Source organism: Lysobacter tyrosinilyticus (assembly GCF_054779815.1).
Map to the genome: position 1 here is coordinate 1,058,504 of NZ_BAAGXN010000001.1, position 16,364 is coordinate 1,074,867.

The 16,364-nt window shown below is 63.3% G+C and carries 15 protein-coding genes; 7 read left to right on the forward strand and 8 right to left on the reverse strand.

What is annotated here, in order from left to right:
* Positions 1-11 precede the first annotated feature (11 nt).
* Positions 12-596 carry a hypothetical protein gene (locus ACYVGK_RS04520; protein WP_460732035.1) on the forward strand — a complete coding sequence of 195 codons (585 nt, stop codon included), beginning with the start codon at positions 12-14 and terminating at the stop codon, positions 594-596.
* Between the two features lie 45 nt (positions 597-641).
* On the opposite strand, the gene ACYVGK_RS04525 is transcribed toward ACYVGK_RS04520, so the two are convergent.
* Genes ACYVGK_RS04525 through ACYVGK_RS04550 form a run of 6 tightly spaced genes read right to left on the reverse strand, consistent with a single transcriptional unit; the run spans position 642 to position 6,767 of the window.
* Complete coding sequence (locus ACYVGK_RS04525; RefSeq protein WP_460732036.1) at positions 642-1,040, reverse strand: GtrA family protein; 399 nt, start codon at positions 1,038-1,040, stop codon at positions 642-644.
* A complete protein-coding gene (locus tag ACYVGK_RS04530; RefSeq protein WP_460732037.1) occupies positions 1,037-2,356 on the reverse strand; it encodes an NAD(P)/FAD-dependent oxidoreductase in 1,320 nt (439 codons plus the stop codon). Before ACYVGK_RS04530 ends, ACYVGK_RS04525 begins: the two co-directional genes overlap by 4 nt.
* Positions 2,337-3,281 (reverse strand): NAD-dependent epimerase/dehydratase family protein, encoded by a 945-nt coding sequence (locus tag ACYVGK_RS04535; RefSeq protein WP_460732038.1) that lies wholly within the window; start codon positions 3,279-3,281, stop codon positions 2,337-2,339. Before ACYVGK_RS04535 ends, ACYVGK_RS04530 begins: the two co-directional genes overlap by 20 nt.
* 2 nt (positions 3,282-3,283) lie before the next feature.
* Positions 3,284-4,024, reverse strand: coding sequence for an SDR family oxidoreductase (locus ACYVGK_RS04540; RefSeq protein WP_460732446.1), 741 nt, complete (start codon positions 4,022-4,024; stop codon positions 3,284-3,286).
* Complete coding sequence (locus tag ACYVGK_RS04545) at positions 4,009-5,328, reverse strand: FAD-binding oxidoreductase (protein WP_460732039.1); 1,320 nt, start codon at positions 5,326-5,328, stop codon at positions 4,009-4,011. Before ACYVGK_RS04545 ends, ACYVGK_RS04540 begins: the two co-directional genes overlap by 16 nt.
* On the reverse strand, positions 5,328-6,767 hold the full coding sequence (locus tag ACYVGK_RS04550) for a UbiA family prenyltransferase (protein WP_460732040.1): 1,440 nt from the start codon (positions 6,765-6,767) through the stop codon (positions 5,328-5,330). Before ACYVGK_RS04550 ends, ACYVGK_RS04545 begins: the two co-directional genes overlap by 1 nt.
* Positions 6,768-6,971: 204 nt before the next feature.
* Here ACYVGK_RS04550 and ACYVGK_RS04555 point away from each other — a divergent pair, with 204 nt between their 5' ends.
* Positions 6,972-7,466 (forward strand): hypothetical protein, encoded by a 495-nt coding sequence (locus tag ACYVGK_RS04555; RefSeq protein ID WP_460732041.1) that lies wholly within the window; start codon positions 6,972-6,974, stop codon positions 7,464-7,466.
* A 96-nt stretch (positions 7,467-7,562) separates the two neighbouring features.
* Positions 7,563-8,642: a hypothetical protein gene (locus ACYVGK_RS04560; RefSeq protein WP_460732042.1), complete on the forward strand. Its 1,080-nt coding sequence runs from the start codon at positions 7,563-7,565 to the stop codon at positions 8,640-8,642.
* A 69-nt stretch (positions 8,643-8,711) separates the two neighbouring features.
* Here ACYVGK_RS04560 and ACYVGK_RS04565 read toward each other — a convergent pair whose 3' ends face one another.
* On the reverse strand, positions 8,712-9,650 hold the full coding sequence (locus ACYVGK_RS04565; RefSeq protein ID WP_460732043.1) for an electron transfer flavoprotein subunit alpha/FixB family protein: 939 nt from the start codon (positions 9,648-9,650) through the stop codon (positions 8,712-8,714).
* Positions 9,650-10,396 (reverse strand): electron transfer flavoprotein subunit beta/FixA family protein, encoded by a 747-nt coding sequence (locus ACYVGK_RS04570; protein ID WP_460732044.1) that lies wholly within the window; start codon positions 10,394-10,396, stop codon positions 9,650-9,652. The genes ACYVGK_RS04565 and ACYVGK_RS04570 overlap by 1 nt, the downstream gene beginning before the upstream one ends.
* Positions 10,397-10,771: 375 nt before the next feature.
* Between ACYVGK_RS04570 and ACYVGK_RS04575 the strand changes: the two genes are divergently transcribed.
* From ACYVGK_RS04575 to ACYVGK_RS04590, 4 genes are all read left to right on the forward strand, one after another.
* On the forward strand, positions 10,772-11,839 hold the full coding sequence (locus tag ACYVGK_RS04575) for a hypothetical protein (RefSeq protein ID WP_460732045.1): 1,068 nt from the start codon (positions 10,772-10,774) through the stop codon (positions 11,837-11,839).
* 189 nt (positions 11,840-12,028) lie between these two features.
* Complete coding sequence (locus tag ACYVGK_RS04580; RefSeq protein ID WP_460732046.1) at positions 12,029-12,748, forward strand: CoA transferase subunit A; 720 nt, start codon at positions 12,029-12,031, stop codon at positions 12,746-12,748.
* 16 nt (positions 12,749-12,764) lie between these two features.
* Entirely contained in the window at positions 12,765-13,397 is a 633-nt protein-coding gene (locus ACYVGK_RS04585; RefSeq protein WP_460732047.1) for a CoA transferase subunit B, read from the forward strand.
* A gap of 105 nt (positions 13,398-13,502) precedes the next feature.
* Entirely contained in the window at positions 13,503-15,860 is a 2,358-nt protein-coding gene (locus ACYVGK_RS04590) for an FG-GAP-like repeat-containing protein (RefSeq protein WP_460732048.1), read from the forward strand.
* Positions 15,861-16,364 lie beyond the last annotated feature (504 nt).

Genomic DNA, 16,364 nt, shown 5'->3' on the forward strand with positions numbered 1-16,364 from the left:
GGAGTCATCAGATGAAACTGCGCTTCCTCGGCCTAGCGGTCTCCGTCGTCGCCCTGGCCACTGCCTGCAACCAAAAGCCGGCCAACCCCGAAGCTGCGAAGGCCGATGCGCCTGCCGTCGCCGAGGCGCAGCCTGCTGCTGCGCCGGTCGTCGATCGCGGCAACGTCGATTTCGTCGAAGCACCGCTCGATGGATCGACCAATGAATCGCACGGCCTGAAGGCCGGTGAATCCATCTCGGGCGAGTTCGCTTCGCTGCGCGAAGGCAACGTCGTCGGTGTGGAGCTGCAGGTCGGCAATTACGGCAATTCGTCTGCCGGCAATCTCAAGGTCAAGCTGTGCCAGGCGGACAAGTGTGCGGACGGCAGCGCGGATTTGGCCACGTCCAAGGACAACGAGTACTTCCACGTTGCCCTGGCTTCGCCGCTCGCAGTGGCGATGGACAAGCCGCTGACCTACACGGTCACCCGCGAGTCTGGCGACAACCGCATGGCGGTGTGGTCGTATCCGGCGAGCGTTCCTACTTCGAAGCTTACGCTGGTGGACGGCAATGTCGTGCCGCGCACGCTGAAGCTCGGTCTGCGTTACAGCCGCTGAGATCCGTGTTCATCCGCCGCGCCAATGGGCGCGGCGGACGTTCAATCAGGTTCCGCTTTTGTGGCGGAACGTCAGTCGGTTGTGCGCGATGTAGCTCGTGACCGCCGGTGCCGCTACGCCGATGATGTGCGCAACGGTGTCGGCGTGCGGAACGCCGAACCTGGGCAGTACCCAGCGCGCCAGCACCAGGCTGATCACCACGGTCTGAAGTACCGCGAACACGTTGACGACGACGAACCAGGCGGCCTGCGCGTGCATCTCGCCAGGGCGATCCCGGAATACCAGCGCACGATTGAGCAGAAATGCCGTGGCCATGCCGACCAGGTAGGCCAGCACGATCGACGGCAGGTACGGCAGCCAGATGTCGAACACCAGGCGCGAGCCGATGTTGACCAGCGCAGCGCTGCCGCTCGCAGCCAGGAAGAGTAGGAAACGACGATTCACGCCGCAGCCTCTTGGGCCAGCCTTTGACCGACGGCGAGGCTTTCCGAGATGGAGCGGTCTTCCGGGTAGTAGTACGAGGTGTCGGCCATGTACAGCCCGTCGATCGGAGTGCGCATCGGCGGCAGCATGTCCTGGAAGCCCGGTGGGCAGATCGTCTGCGCGAAGTCGTAGCGATGGCAATGACGTCCCTGGATCCAATCCGGCTGGAAGGCGGGATTGATCCGCGGCAGGTAACCGATCACTTCCGCGATCAACTCGTCGTTGGACATCGCCCACTTGGGATGGGTCTTGGGCATGTAGAACGGCGCGTAGACAATGGTTTGCCCGGACTCCGGATTGAGGTTGGAGTATTCGATCAATCCGGGGATGGCGATGCCTTCATCGCTGATGTTGAGCCAGAAGTTCTCGGTCAGCGGGCGATCCAGCTTGAGGATTACGCAGGCGACCGGAATGTTCTTGATCGCATCGATGCGCGTCAGGAAGTCTGGGGGCAGTTGCGGGGCGAAGCGCGGCACGTACTGGATGGGCGCGGTGGAAAGCACCGCATCCGCTGCGATGGTTTCGCCGCCCACTACGACGCCGGTGACTTTGCCGTTTTCGGAGAGCACCTGGTCGATGCCCTTGCGCAGGTGAATGCGACCACCATGGCCCAGGATGAATTTCTCCATCTCGGCCAATAGGGTCTCCGAACCGCCCTCCAGATAGCCCAGCGATTCCTCCATCAGGTTCTTGCGCGACAAGGCGATCCGCTTGATGCGGGTGCCGATCCAAGCGGCGGACAGGTTGTCGGTGTACTCGAAGAACTTCAGTGCGAATGCGCGACGCCAAAGCACGTCGAAGCATTTTTCACCGAGCCAGCGCCGCAGCCAGGCAGTCGCGTTGACGCGGTCCAGCCGGCTCCAGTCGGTCACGCGCTTGGTGGCAAGAACGTGCAGGGCATAGCGGATCTTGCTGATGATGCCGAGCTTGGGGAAGGCAAGCAGCGCGAACGGCGTGCCCCACTTGTAGAGCTTTCCGTCGTAGAAGTAGCCCATCTTCGTCGACGTCCACTTCAATTTGTCCGACAGGCCCAACTGCTCCAACAGCGTGAACAGCGGATAGTCGGTCTTGCAGATGAAATGGTAGTAGCGCTCGATCGCCAGGCCGTCGAAGTCGAAGCTCGCCGACATGCCGCCGATGCGGTCGTCGCGCTCGTAGATGTCGACGCTATGTCCCTTGCGCAGCAATTCCATGGCAGCCATCAGGCCCATGGGGCCGGCGCCTAGCACGATGTAATTCACGGGCGAAACTCCTAGATCAGCGCTGCAATACGACATGCGAATAGGTGGGATCGGTATAGCTTTCGCGCACGGCGGCCTCGAAAGGCGTTTGGCGGACACCAAAGACTTCCCACGTGTCCACGCCCTTGAAGTCGTCGCCGGCGGAAAGCGCCTTCAGCTGATCGGCAGTGAAGGGCGGCTTGGAACTGAACAACGCATAGGTCTTCAGCAGGAAGGCGAAGAAGCCCATCGGAATGTGCACGATCCAGGTGCTCAGGCCTTTGACCCGCTTGATCGTGCGGATGATGTCGACGTAGTCGATCCGCGTATCACCGACCACGTCATAGACAACGCCATCGGGCTCGCCCTCGATGCATCGCACGATGCAGCGGCAGAAGTCGCGCTCGTACAACGGTTGGCGCATGAACCTGCCATCGCCGGGAATCGGGAACACCGGTGTCCTGGCCATGAAGCGCGACAACCAGCCAAGGTGCTTGGGGTCGAACCAGCCGAACATCAGCGTCGGCCGTAGCACGCAATGACGCAGGCCGCTCCCGACCACCAGCGCCTCCTGCGACTTCTTCGTATTGGTGTAATCGTCGTTGGCGACGGAATTGACCACGGACGAACTGATATGTACCAGGTAGGGCACCGAGTGCTGTTTGCACGCATCGAGGACGAGGCGCGAAGCGTCGATGTTGTTTCGCGTGAATAGCTCGGTGTACTTGCCGGTGATTTGCGCGTGCAGCTGGACGACGCAGGTGGCGCCCTCGAGTGCGCGCTGCCAGTCTCCCGGCTCGGCCAGGTCGGCCTCGATACGTTCGACGTCTGGATGCAGACGCCCCAGGATCGACAGGTTGTGCGCATGTTTGTCGATCGCGACGAGGTTGGTGTAGCCCTGCGCCTTGAGTTCGACGATCAGGTTCTGGCCCACGAGTCCGGCCGCGCCGGTGAGGACGATCTTGCGATTCTTGTTGTGCATGGTCACAGCCGGATGCGGCGGAAGATAAATTCTGGGATCGAGCGGATGACCAGCATGATCGGGAACCAGAACCACGGCAGGTAGGCGATGGACTGTCGTCCGTCGACGGCCCTGACGATGCCGCGAGCAATCTGTGTCGGCGTGGCCCACAGCGCGCCCTTCTTGAATGCCCTGGTCATCGGTGTGTCGACGAATCCAGGCTTGATCGTCAGGACATTGACGCCGCTTGCATTGAGGCTCTGGCGCAAGCCGCTGAGATACGCGCTTACCGCCGCCTTCGCACTGCCGTACACATAGTTGCTTGCGCGGCCGCGGTCACCCGCCACCGACGAAATCACGGCCAGCGTGCCCGAAGACTGCGCCTTGAGACGCTGTGCAACGAGGGCGCACAGCGCGATGGTGGAGGTGCCGTTGGTCGCGAACTCGCGCATTGCGAGTTCGCATGATGCTTCGCACGCAGCCTGGTCGGGCAGGGTGCCATGCGCTATCAGCACGATATCGATATTTCCGCCCATTGCCTTCGTCGCGGCATCGAGCATGGCGGCATGCTGGTCGAGGTCATTCACATCGAGGGTGAATGTGCCAATCGCCGAGCTTCCGCGTACTGCCAGATCGGCAGCAATGCTCTCCAGGCGGGTCGCGTCGCGCGCGGCGAGGAACAGCGCCGATCCACGCGCGGCATAAAGGCGCGCCGTTGCCTCCGCGATCGCGGAGGTGGCGCCGATGATCAGGATTCTTTGCATGAGGTCTCTGTTACCCGGCGCCAGAAGCCGGAAGAAAAGCGTGGATCGACAAAGTCGGAGAATTTTTCCCATTGCGGGAACGCGCGCCGAAAGCTCGCTCCGCCCAGTCGTGCATCCTTCGCCGGATAGACCGCGCCATTGGCAGCATCGACGATGCGATCCAGGCGCTCCATCAGCTCGAATACGCCGCGGCCGTCGTTGGGGAAATCGAGCGCAAGCGTAGTGCCCGGGCGCGGGAAGGACATCAGTCCCAGCGATTCGCGCGTGCCGAACTCCTTCAGCACTGCAAGGAATGAGCCGCTGCCGCTGGAGGCGATTTCGCGCATCAGGGCCGCGATGCCCTCGCGCGCCTCGGACGGTGGCAGCACGCATTGGTACTGCAGGAAGCCGCGGGGGCCATACATGCGGTTCCAGTTTCGAATGCCGTCGAGTGGATAGAAGTACGGCACGTAATGCACGACGCCGCGCGAACGAGCGCGATTCCGCCAGTAATAGAGCGTGTTGAAAGGCCTGAGCGTGAGCCGGTTGACCAGCGAAAACGGTGGCGTAACCGGCATGGACCGCCGCTCGTGTGGCGGCGCAGGGCGACGCTCCGGACAGGCGGGCGCGTGGTTGGCGCGCATGAACAATCCGCGCCCCAAGGCAGCGCCACGCGCAAGACAGTCGATCCACGCGACGGTGTACTCGTGATTCACAGCCGATTCGCGCGAGAGCGCAAAGAAGTCGTCGAGACACCCGAAACGGATCGTCTCGGCATCCATCCAAGGTCCACTGATGCGCCTGAGCCTGATGCTGGCCCAGGTGATCAGTCCGGTCAGCCCGAGTCCGCCGATTGTCGCTTCGAACAGACCATGTGCATCTCCAGGCCGGCACAGGATGCGGCTGCCATCGCTGCGCAGCAGTTCGAAGCATTCCACGTGGTGGCCGAAGCTGCCCGCAGCATGGTGATTCTTTCCATGCACGTCGTTGGCGATGGCACCGCCGACGGTGACTTGGCGCGTTCCGGGAGAAACCGGCAGGAACCAGCCACGCGGCACGACCTGTTCAAGGATCTCGCCGAGCAGTACCCCGGCTTCGCATTGCAGCTCGCCCGTAGCCGGATCGAAGGCAATGAAGCGATCGAGGCTGCGTGCGCGCAGCAAGGTTCCATCCGGGTTGAGACAGCTGTCGCCGTAGCTTCGACCATTGCCGAAGGGCAGGGCCGTGCCTTCGAACGAAGGCAACGGGACGTGCCTGTTCGTCACCTCATGGACGAGGTGATCGGCACGGGGATAACGCCCCCAAGATTGGCCGGCTGCGGTCATCAGATCGCGCTGGCCACTATCGCGCCGGATATCAGCAGCAATGCCTGGCTTGCTCGGTCCGTCACGGCGAAGACGACCGGGTCGTCGTCCATGCCGCCGCGATGCGCAATGACCCACACTCGGCTGACCCAGTAAAGCAGCACCGGGCACAGCAGCCAGAGCAGCTGCGGGCGGTGATACAGCACGAGGCTCTCGGGGCTGTTGATGTACAGCGCCAGGACCAGCACCGCCAGGTAGCCGCTCGCGCCGCCCAGCGACTGCAATAGCGGGAGGTCTTCGACGATGTAACCGCGGCCGCTCGCCGTCGTTCTGCCGTCCGCCAGCATCACGCTGAGTTCCGCGTAGCGCTTGAGCAGTGCCAGGCTGAGGAACAGGAACATCGAGAACGCCAGCATCCAGAAGGACAGAACCGATTCCAGTGCGACGGCACCGCCGATGATGCGCACGGTATACAAGGCCGCCAGCAGCACGACGTCGACCATGACCACGCGCTTCAGCCGCAGCGAGTACGCAAGCGTCATGCAGTAATACGCAAGCAGGACCGCCATGAACATGGGGTTGACCACGAATGCCACGGCTAGACCACTGAGCGTCAGCAAGGGCGCGGCAATCATTCCGTGCAGCAGCGAGAGCGTGCCGGAAGCAAACGGCCGCAGACGCTTGCGCGGGTGCTGCCGATCGGAAGGAAGGTCGAGCAGGTCGTTGAGCAGATAGACGCCGGAAGCGCATAGCCCGAACGAGACGAACGCCAGGGCCGAATTGATGACGGCTGGAGCGTCCAGGAGCCGATGCGAAGCCAGCAACGGCAGAAACACCAGCAGGTTCTTCAGCCATTGGTGCACACGGATCGCCTTGATCCAGGTGCGCAAGCCGCGACCCTGGGGAGGCAAATGCCCGGCAACCTCGCACTCCGTGGCAGCGCGCGCAGCCAGGCTGCGCGACGCATTCACGACCCAGGCGCGGCGGGCGCGCCGCCAGACGGCAAGGTCGATGCGGTCGTTGCCCATGTAGTCGAAGCCGCGGTCGCCGAAGCGGGCAGCGAGTACGTCGGCTTTGCGGCTTCCGGACAGATTGGTTTCGCCATCGCTGGCCAGTACGACGTCGAACAGTCCCAGGTGCTCGGAGACGGCGTTGGCGAGCTGCGCATCGCTCGCGGTGCAAAGCACCCGGGTGCGGTCGGATGCCTCGCGCAATTGCGCGAGCAGGCGTTCGTCGTAGGGAAGATGCCGCGGGTCAAGCTCGACACGCGACGAAATCTCTCGCTTCAGCGCAGCCTTGCCTCGCAGCAGCCACCACGGAAGCGCGAATACATAGAGCGGGTTTCGCGAAAGGAGAGAGAGGACGGACTCCAGAAGCAGGTCGCTCTTGAGTAGAGTTCCGTCGAGGTCAACGCAGAGCGGAGTGTCGCTCCGCGAGACCGAATTCGCCCGTTGTTCCATGCATCCTCACTGAAAATCGGCCGCTTCTGATGGCCGACAGGCGATTATAGCGACGCGTATGAACCGCCATGCCGTCACGTGTGGCCCCTGACGTGCTGCGTCCGACCATGGATGTGTGACTGAGTGCCGGATCGAGCTACCATCTGCGTTGGCTGGTGGGGAGCGCCCCGTGGACGGCCCAGGGAACATGAAGACGGGGTGGGCATGAAACAGTGGTTTTGCTTGGCGGCAGCAGTTTGTCTTTTGGCCGCCGGATGCAGCGGTCAGGGGAAAAAGCCGGTTTCCAGCGATGCGAGGCCGCAAGCGCTGCAAGGCACGGTGGCTTCGTCCATTGGGGCCATGTGCTTCCTGGAAAAGGTCAACCAGAAGTCCGTGCGAGCTCACCCGCAATTGAAGGCCGGGCAGCCGGGCGTATTTTCGGGCTGGGCCAACGTTGCAGATGCTGCACACCCGGCCCCCGAGCTGGTTCATCTGGTTCTGCGGCCGATTGGCGCGGGACCGAACGGCGATGTCTATCTGACGATGGGGCGCATGCCCCGGCCGGACATGGCTGGCGACGATCCGCGTCGGGAAATGATCGGTTTCGAGGGCGAAGGCACGCTGCCTGCGTCCGGTGCGTACGAAGTGCTGGTGTCCCAATCCAACGGCAAGTGGCAGGCGTTCTGCCGGACCGGGGCAAGGTTGGAAGTGGTGCAGTAAAGTCGCCCGTTGCTGGCGGCGACCAATCAGTCTTGGTTGGGTAACAAATGATCGGATGTCCCGGGGTGGGCATCCACAACTCAAGGGGAAGAAAAAATGAAGCGTGCTGTGATCTGGGCGGCCTTGGCCGCTGCCCTCGCGATGTCGGCGGGAACTGTCAATGCGGCGCGGGCCGACCAGACGACGGTCCGGGCCGGCTCGCTTTCGCCTTCGCAGCGAGGCGAGATGGCCAAGTCGTTCGTGATGCGCTGGGGCACCTACGTGCAGAAGGTGTACGGCATGGACGTGCATGTCTGGGCGAAGCGGATGGTAGGGACGTTCGTCCAGGCTGATCCGACCAACTTCAAGCACGCCCTGCAGCGCTCGACGTACGAAGGCGCGATGGCGGAACTCGACGGCCGTGGCCGCAAGCTGAGCGATAACAAGGTCATCACCAAGCTGGCGATGTCCACGACCGGCACGATTTCGCCGTCTTCTGCCGCGGACGGCATCGAAGACCTGGTCTACACCCCGCTTGAGCCCTGCCGTGTCGTGGATACGCGCAACACCGGTGCGGGTGCGATCACGGGCGGCACCAGTCGCGGCTTCTATGCGTGGGGCTTTGACAGCTTCGCTCCGCAGGGCGGCTCCGCCACGGATTGCGGTGGGCTTCTGGCCCAAGCGCCGCAAGCGATCGTGGTGAACGTCACCGTGGTCGGTCAAACCGAGCTGGGCTATGCAACCCTGTACCCCGCCGCGGCCGCAGCTGTGCCCACCACGGCGACGATGATCTATTACCCCAACGTCATCCTCAGCAATGCGGCGACGGTGACGCTCGGCAGCGTCGGTGAGACCGACTTCAGCATCTTCAGCCAGCGCACCGCGAACTACATCGTGGACATCGTCGGTTACTACGATTTCCCGCACGCGATTGAACCGGAATGCGCTCCGCAGTTCATCAGCCAGAACATCGCGGCGTCCGCGAACTTCGACTTCGCGATTCCGTCGTGCGCCGCTGGGTTCGCGTTGACGGGCGCCAACTGCCGCACCCTGAGTGTTGGCCAGGCGTCCTGGGCGACCAATGGTCTGATGACGTCGAACGAGCAGGTCTCGGCCCGTTGCGCAGGTACCAATCTGACCGGTGGTCAGATCACGGTCGAAGGCACCGCGCAGTGCTGCCGCGTTCCCGGTCGCTGATGCACTGACCAGCAGCAAAAGAAAAAGCCGGCGAAAGCCGGCTTTTTCTTTGGTCCGGGGTTTGTCCCCTCAGAGCGCGTTCTGAAGCTCGGGCAGGAGGGTGAACAGGTCGCCCACCAGCCCGATGTCGGCGATCTCGAAGATCGGCGCATCGCCATCCTTGTTGATCGCCACGATCGTGCCGGCGTCCTTGATGCCGGTGAGGTGCTGGATGGCGCCGGAAATGCCGACCGCGACGTACAGCTCGGGGGCGATGATCTTGCCGGTCTGGCCGACCTGCAATTCGTTCGGCACGTAGCCGGCATCGACGGCCGCACGCGAGGCACCCACTGCGGCACCGAGCTTGTCGGCCAGGTCGTAAATGATTTTGAAGTTCTCCGCCGAACCGACGCCGCGACCACCGGAGACGACGCGCCTCGCGCTCTGCAGGTCCGGACGGTCGGACTTGCCGGCGGCGAGGCCGACATGACGGGTGTGCGTCGGCAGTGCGGCATCGACGTTGACGGCTTCCACGGCCGCATTGCCGCCGCGCGCGGCTTCAGGCCACGAGGCGGTGCGCACGGTCGCGACCACGGTGTGATCCGTCGGCGCTTCGACCGTGATGATCGCGTTGCCCGCGTAGATCGGACGCTTGAAGGTATGGCTGCCCTCGACGGCCATCACGTCGGAGACCTGGGCCACGCCAAGCAGCGCGGCGACGCACGGCATCAGGTCCTTGCCGAACGTGGTCGACGGGCCGAACACGTGCGAATAGCCCGCAGCAGCCTTCGCGATCTGCGGCGCCTGCACCTGCGCGATCGCGTTGGCGTTGGCGGCATTGGCGATGGTGAGCACCTTCGACACGCCGGCGATCTGCGCGGCTGCGGTCGCGATGCCGGCCGGATCGGCGGCGAGCACGACGATGTCGATGGCTTCGGGCTTCAGTGCCTGTGCGGCGGAGACGCACTTGGCGGTGGATGCGTTGAGCTTGCCGTCCAGATGTTCGGCGACGATCAGTACCTTGCTCATCACAGCAGCCCCTTAGCCTTGAGTGCGGCAACCAGTTCGGCCGCGTCCTTCACCATCACGCCCTTGCTGCGCTTGACCGGCGCGGCGTAGTGCGTGGTCTTGAGCGTGTCGCCCGTGTCGACGCCGAGGTCGGCGAAATTGATCGACTCCAGCGGCTTGCTCTTGGCCTTCATGATGTCCGGCAGCTTGATGAAGCGCGGCTCGTTGAGGCGCAGGTCGGTGGTGACCACTGCCGGCAGATCGACTTCCAGCGTTTCCAGGCCGGCATCGACCTCGCGCGTCACCGTGGCCTTGCCGCCCGCGACTTCGAGTTTCGAAGCGAACGTGGCCTGCGGTCGGCCCCACAACGTGGCCAGCATTTGGCCGGTCTGGTTGGCGTCGTCGTCGATGGCCTGCTTGCCGAGGATGACCAGATCCGGCTGTTCCTTCTCGATCAGCTTGAGCAGGGTGCGGGCCGCGGTCAGTGGCTGGATCGGCTGGTCGCTGACCACGTGGATGGCGCGGTTGGCGCCCATGGCCAGGCCATTGCGCAGGTGTGCCTGGGCGTCGGCGGGGGCGATGGTGGCGACGACGACTTCCGTCGCAATGCCCTTGTCGCGCAGGCGCAGGGCCTCTTCGAGGGCGATTTCATCGAACGGGTTGGCCGACAGCTTGACGCCATCGGTGACCACGCCGGAGCCGTCCGGCTTGACCTGGATGCGGACGTTGAAGTCCACCACGCGCTTGTAGCCGACGAGAATCTTCATCGGGAGGGGATCCTGGGGGTTTCAAGGCCCTGCGGCCGAGGACCTCCAATTCTAGCGGAGAGCCCTCGTCGGCGCAGGCATCGCTACCAGCGAGACTGGCTGCCGCCCCAGCGCCGGCTTGCATTTCCTGCGCTTCCATGCCGCAGCGTGGCAAGCATGACGGCGCGACCCGGCAGCAAACGCGAAGTTGTCGACAAGCAGGTCATCCCCGGCGCGGCCGCACATGGAAATCCGCAGCGCGAAGGCCGTGAAGGGTATTGGCAGACCCGCGCCACTGTCCGCCTTCGACTGACGATGGCGTTAGTGAGTTGGGCAGAAAGAATTTTGCCTGCGTGCTCGAGCACGTCCAATCCAATTGGGGAAATGGGGAAAAGGATGAAAGCTAACTTCAAATTGAGCTGCGCAATCGCGGCGGTGATGATGGTGTGCGCCGGTGCCAGCAGCGCGCAGGATGCGGCTCCTCCCGCACGGTCCATGAAGACGACACTCACTCCCAGCGAACGCGGTCAGCTGGCTGGGCAGTTCGTGCGCAAGTGGGGCACATACGCGAGCCAGGTCTATGGCATCGATGTTCGCACCTGGTCCAAGCGCATGGTCGCTACGTTCGTACATGCGGACCCAGTGAATTTCCAGAACGCGTTGCAGCGCTCCACGTATGAAGGCGCCTTGGCCACACTCGATGGCGCCGGACACAAGCTGAGCGATGACAAGGTCATCACCGCGCTTGCCAAGTCCAGCGATGGCGTCATCACTCCGGCGGCGCTCGGCGATACGACCGAGGACCTGGTGTTCACGGCGGTTGAGCCGTGCCGAATCGTCGATACCCGCGGCACCGGTGCTGGCGCGATCGCAGCGGGAACCAATCGCGGCTTCTTTGCATGGGGTTTTGCCAACTTCACCTCGCAGGGTGGTTCGGCGACGGACTGCGGATTGACCGGGCAGAGCCCCGAAGCGATCGTCGTCAATCTGACTGCGGTGGCGCCGTCGCAGACGGGATTCGCGACGCTGTACCCCGCCAGTGGCACGCAGCCGACTGCCGCCGCCATGATCTATCAGGCGGGTCAGGTGCTCAGCAACGCCGTGACGGTCAAGCTGGGAACGACCGGTTCGGTGGATTTCCGCATCTTCAGCGAAAAGACCGCGCATTACGTCGTGGACATCGTGGGCTATTACGACGCCCCGCATGCGACTGCATTGGACTGCACGACGGTGACGGCAGACATCAGCATGGCGGCGCTGAGCACGGGATCCGCGACGGCCAACTGTCCTGCCGGATACACCGTCACCGGCGGCGGTTGCAACAGCGCCGGGTTTACTTCCGCCGACGGCATGATCAATGCGTTTCCCAACCTGAATGGCTATTTCTGCCGCACTGCCAACAGCGGCGGCACTCCGCGAACGGGTACGGCATATGCCACCTGTTGTCGCGTGCCTGGTCGCTGAGCAAGTGCAGCGCAAGACAACGGAATGGGCGCGAATATCGCGCCCATTCTTTTTTTGACGGACCGCTACGCGGACGCAATACGGAAGTCAAGTTCGACCAGTAGCGGCTTCCGGACCATGCCCGAAAGTACGGTATGGCGCCGTGCGTGCTCGCGCTAAACTTCGCGCCTCCCCACTTGGAGTCGCACGATGGCCGTGGCCACCGCCAGGAGCAAGGTTTACCCGAACGCCGCCGCGGCGCTGCAGGGACTGATCGCAGACGGGCAGACGCTCGCCGTGGGCGGTTTCGGGCTGTGTGGCATTCCCGAGTCGCTTATCGCCGCATTGCGCGATACCGGCGCGAAGGAACTTACCGCGATTTCCAACAACGCCGGCGTCGATGGCTTCGGCCTCGGCATGCTGCTGACCACGCGACAGATCAAGAAGATGATTTCGTCCTATGTCGGCGAGAACAAGGAGTTCGAACGCCAGTTCCTCTCGGGCGAACTCGAGCTCGAATTCAACCCGCAAGGCACGCTCGCCGAGCGCCTGCGTGCCGGTGGCGCGGGCATTCCCGCGTTCTTCACTCGCACCGGTTACGGCACTGTCGTGGCCGAGGGCAAGGAAACGCGCCAGTTCGACGACGGGCACTGGTATGTAATGGAAACCGCGCTCAAGGCCGACGTCTCACTGGTCAAGGCATGGAAGGCCGACAAGGCCGGCAACCTGGTGTTCCGCAAGACCGCACGCAACTTCAATCCTGCCTGCGCGATGGCCGGCAAGGTGTGCATCGCCGAAGTCGAGCAGCTGGTGGAAGTCGGCGAGATCGATCCGGATCACGTGCATCTGCCCGGCATCTATGTCGACCGCATCGTGGTGAATGCCACGCCCGAAAAACGCATCGAGCAGCGCACCACGCGCGCCGTCTGACCTGAGGAATTTTCATATGCCCTGGACCCGCGACCAGATGGCGCAACGCGCCGCGCAGGAACTCACCGACGGCGCCTACGTCAATCTCGGCATCGGCCTGCCGACGCTGGTGGCCAATTTCATTCCCGAAGGCATGGATGTGTGGCTGCAGAGCGAAAACGGCCTGCTCGGCATCGGTCCATTCCCGCTGGACTCGGAAGTCGATGCCGACCTGATCAACGCCGGCAAGCAGACGGTCACCGCCCGAGACGGCGCGAGCTATTTCGGCAGCCACGATTCCTTCGCGATGATCCGCGGCGGCCACATCGACCTGGCTATCCTCGGTGCCATGCAGGTCACCGACACAGGCGATCTCGCTAACTGGATGGTGCCCGGCAAGATGGTCAAGGGCATGGGCGGCGCGATGGACCTGGTCGCGGGCGTGAAGCGGGTGGTGGTGCTGATGGAACACACCGCAAAGAACGGTGAGCACAAGATCCTGCCCGAATGCACCCTGCCGCTCACCGGCGTGGGTGTGGTGAATCGCATCATCACCGAGCTGGCGGTAATGGACGTGGACGCATCGGGCCTTCAGCTTCGTGAACTGGCCCCCGGGGTGACCCTGGACGAACTCCGGGAAAAAACCGGCGTCTCGATCAGCGCGGCCTGACGGTCGGTCGGTACGGGCTGACCAATCGCCAAAAGCTTGACACCGCACCATTGATTGCGGTGCTCGGAGCCCGCACGATGCCCGCATGCCACCGGGTGTTTCGCCATGCGTAGCGTTCTGCTCCTGAGTTCCCCGATCCTGCTGCTGGCAGCCTTGTCGGGCGGTTGTTCCAAGTCAGTCCCGCAGTCCGGTTCCACCGCCAGCGCGATGGCCAAGGCACAAGCTGCGGCCCCGCTCAGCCCGGCGGGCGCCGTGCTGCGAACGACCGCCTTCGCCGGTCTCGCCGACCACGGCGATCTGGTCGCGTACCCGGCGCAACGCGTCGTACGCAAGGAAGGCGCGTCTACCTGGTATCGCGCCGATATCAGTGAAGCCCATGCCTTGCGCGCGGTAACGTCCGGCGAGATCACCGTGACCGCGCCGGATGGCCAGCCGATCCGGTTGCAGTACGAGCGCCACATCGAACACCCGAACGGCAACTGGACATGGGTGGGCCGCGATGCCTACGGCGAGGACGCCGTCCTGACCTTCGGCGAGAAGGCGGTATTCGGCAGCATCCCGCAACACGGTCGCTACGAACTGCATCTGGCGACGCTGGAGGGACGCAGCTGGATGGTTGAGGCCGACCCCAGCAAGCAGCATCACCCGGATTCCAAGCAGCCCGACTTCGTCGTGCCGCCTGAGCTGGCCGCGTCGCTGGCGACCGCCGCGACGACAAGCACCGCAACGGCAACCGCGACGGCGTCCAGTCCGACGTCAGCCGCTGCCACCGCCACCGCCGCGACGACGGTCGATGTGGCCTTGGGCTATTCGACAGGATTCGCCAGCGAACTGGGTGGCGACTCGCAAGCCGTGACCCGCTTGCAGAATCTCGTCGACATCACCAACCAGGCGTATGCGAACAGCCAGATCAATGCGCAGATTCGTCTGGTAAAGACGCTCTCGGTGAACTATCCGGACGCCACCAGCAACGATGACACTCTGACGAAGCTGAGCGGTTACAAGTCAGGTACCGGCCCTGGCACCGGCAAGATTCCCCCGGATGCGGCCTTCAGTGCGTTGCGCGCGGCACGCGAGCAGTACGGCGCCGATCTTGTATCGATGGTCCGCCGATTCCGTACTCCGGAAAACGATGGTTGCGGCATCGCATGGCTGATCGGCGGAAGCCTGTCACCGATCGACAGCTCCGATTCCTACTTCGGCTATTCGGTGGTGAGCGACGACCTGGATCGCGGCGACCTGGATGAAACCGACCACAAGACCTACGTGTGTCGCAAGGAGACGCTTGCGCACGAACTGGGCCACAACATGGGCCAGCAGCACAACGTCGAGGACAGTGGCGGCGACAAGGGCGCACACGAGTATTCCTACGGCTATCGCGAGACGTCGACTACCGGGTTCTACACCGTGATGGCATATCGCCTGCCGGACAGCAGTCAGCGCGCTGTCCGCTATTTCGCCAATCCGAATGTCATCGAACCCGTCAGTGGCCATCCAGCCGGCGTGGCCAATTCGTCCGACAATGCGCGCAGCATGACCCAGACGATGCCGTTGATCGCGCAATTCCGAGCCACGGTCGTGACGACGCCGACGCCAACGTTCGACCTGTTCGCGATCGGCAAGCAGGGCGCTTCCGGCAAGACCGAAGTGCACGTGATGGGGCAGCAGTCGGGCTACCAGTCCTACCTGATGAACCAGGCGACCTACCTGCACAACACCGGCTCGAACTACCAGTGGCGCTTCCAGCTGGGGGATTACAACAACGATGGATTCCTGGATCTGTACGCGATCAACCGGATGGGCGCGTCGGGAACCACCGAAGTCCACATCCTCAATGGTGCCAACCACTACCAGAGCTTTCTGCTGAATACCGCCAGCGTGTTGCATCCGACGGGAACCGATAACGGTTGGATGTTCCGTGTCGGCGACTACAACCAGGATGGTCACCCGGACATCTACGTCATCGCGCGCAACGGCGCATCCGGGCACACCGAAGTGCACGTGATGAATGGTGCGACCAACTACACCTCCTACCTCGCCAACATCGCCACACCGCTGCCGACGACCGGCACGGATGGCACGTGGAATTTCCTGTTGGGCGACTACAACAAGGACGGCAAGCCGGACATCTACATCGTGTTGAAGAACAACACGGGCTCGGGCATGACCGAAGTGCACGTGGCGGACGGCGCGACCAATTTCAGTACCTTCCCGCTGCACGCTGCGACGGCGCTGCACATGACCGGCAGCGACAACGCGTGGGACTTCAAGCTGGGCGACTACAACAACGATGGCACGCTCGATCTGTACGCCATCGCCAAGCAGGGCGCCTCGGGACACACGGAAGTACATGTCCTGGACGGTACTTCGACGTTCCGCACGTTCACGGCGCACATCGCCACCGTGCTGCACAACACCGGTAGCGACGACACCTGGGAGTTCGAGCTGGGTACCTTCCGCTGAAGGCTGAAGATGGCGGCGCGCTGACGCGCCGCCATTTGTTCGCTCGTTCCGTGCGACCACAGCGCGAATCACTGGGTGTCGCCATCTTCTGAAGCCGACCGCTTCGGTCGCGGACCTACTTCATGTTCGCTCGTGGAGCCTGACGCTCTGAGCGCGACGCAGGACCCTTCGCGGCAGCGACCAGAGTGCATGTGAACCTGGCGCGCGCTTCCGCGGCGTGCGGGTCTGCTTTCGATATCACCCTTTCGGGGGGCTTGTACGGAGGCGTGGCGTGTTCTTCCCGGTTTCCTTCGCACGAAGATCATTTCGTACTTCAACGCTTAGGTGAATCGTTGAGCGTCGACGCGGCGAATCGAAAGCCGGAGCGAATTGACGTGTCGGCCGTCAATGCGAAGTGAATAGAACTCGATGCGAAGTTAAAAAATCGCGGTGCGCCAGCTGCGTATGCCCGGCATGAAAAATGCGAGAGCATCCTTGGTTGGGGTGCGTGAATGTGGCCGCTAT

Excerpts from the sequence above, each read along its gene's own strand:
- ACYVGK_RS04520 (WP_460732035.1), top strand. The coding sequence starts at position 12 with ATGAAACTGCGCTTCCTCGGCCTAGCGGTCTCCGTCGTCGCCCTGGCC.
- ACYVGK_RS04530 (WP_460732037.1), bottom strand. The coding sequence starts at position 2,356 with ATGTCGTATTGCAGCGCTGATCTAGGAGTTTCGCCCGTGAATTACATC.
- ACYVGK_RS04535 (WP_460732038.1), bottom strand. The coding sequence starts at position 3,281 with ATGCACAACAAGAATCGCAAGATCGTCCTCACCGGCGCGGCCGGACTC.
- ACYVGK_RS04540 (WP_460732446.1), bottom strand. The coding sequence starts at position 4,024 with ATGCAAAGAATCCTGATCATCGGCGCCACCTCCGCGATCGCGGAGGCA.
- ACYVGK_RS04545 (WP_460732039.1), bottom strand. The coding sequence starts at position 5,328 with ATGACCGCAGCCGGCCAATCTTGGGGGCGTTATCCCCGTGCCGATCAC.
- ACYVGK_RS04550 (WP_460732040.1), bottom strand. The coding sequence starts at position 6,767 with ATGGAACAACGGGCGAATTCGGTCTCGCGGAGCGACACTCCGCTCTGC.
- ACYVGK_RS04555 (WP_460732041.1), top strand. The coding sequence starts at position 6,972 with ATGAAACAGTGGTTTTGCTTGGCGGCAGCAGTTTGTCTTTTGGCCGCC.
- ACYVGK_RS04560 (WP_460732042.1), top strand. The coding sequence starts at position 7,563 with ATGAAGCGTGCTGTGATCTGGGCGGCCTTGGCCGCTGCCCTCGCGATG.
- ACYVGK_RS04565 (WP_460732043.1), bottom strand. The coding sequence starts at position 9,650 with ATGAGCAAGGTACTGATCGTCGCCGAACATCTGGACGGCAAGCTCAAC.
- ACYVGK_RS04570 (WP_460732044.1), bottom strand. The coding sequence starts at position 10,396 with ATGAAGATTCTCGTCGGCTACAAGCGCGTGGTGGACTTCAACGTCCGC.
- ACYVGK_RS04575 (WP_460732045.1), top strand. The coding sequence starts at position 10,772 with ATGAAAGCTAACTTCAAATTGAGCTGCGCAATCGCGGCGGTGATGATG.
- ACYVGK_RS04580 (WP_460732046.1), top strand. The coding sequence starts at position 12,029 with ATGGCCGTGGCCACCGCCAGGAGCAAGGTTTACCCGAACGCCGCCGCG.
- ACYVGK_RS04585 (WP_460732047.1), top strand. The coding sequence starts at position 12,765 with ATGCCCTGGACCCGCGACCAGATGGCGCAACGCGCCGCGCAGGAACTC.
- ACYVGK_RS04590 (WP_460732048.1), top strand. The coding sequence starts at position 13,503 with ATGCGTAGCGTTCTGCTCCTGAGTTCCCCGATCCTGCTGCTGGCAGCC.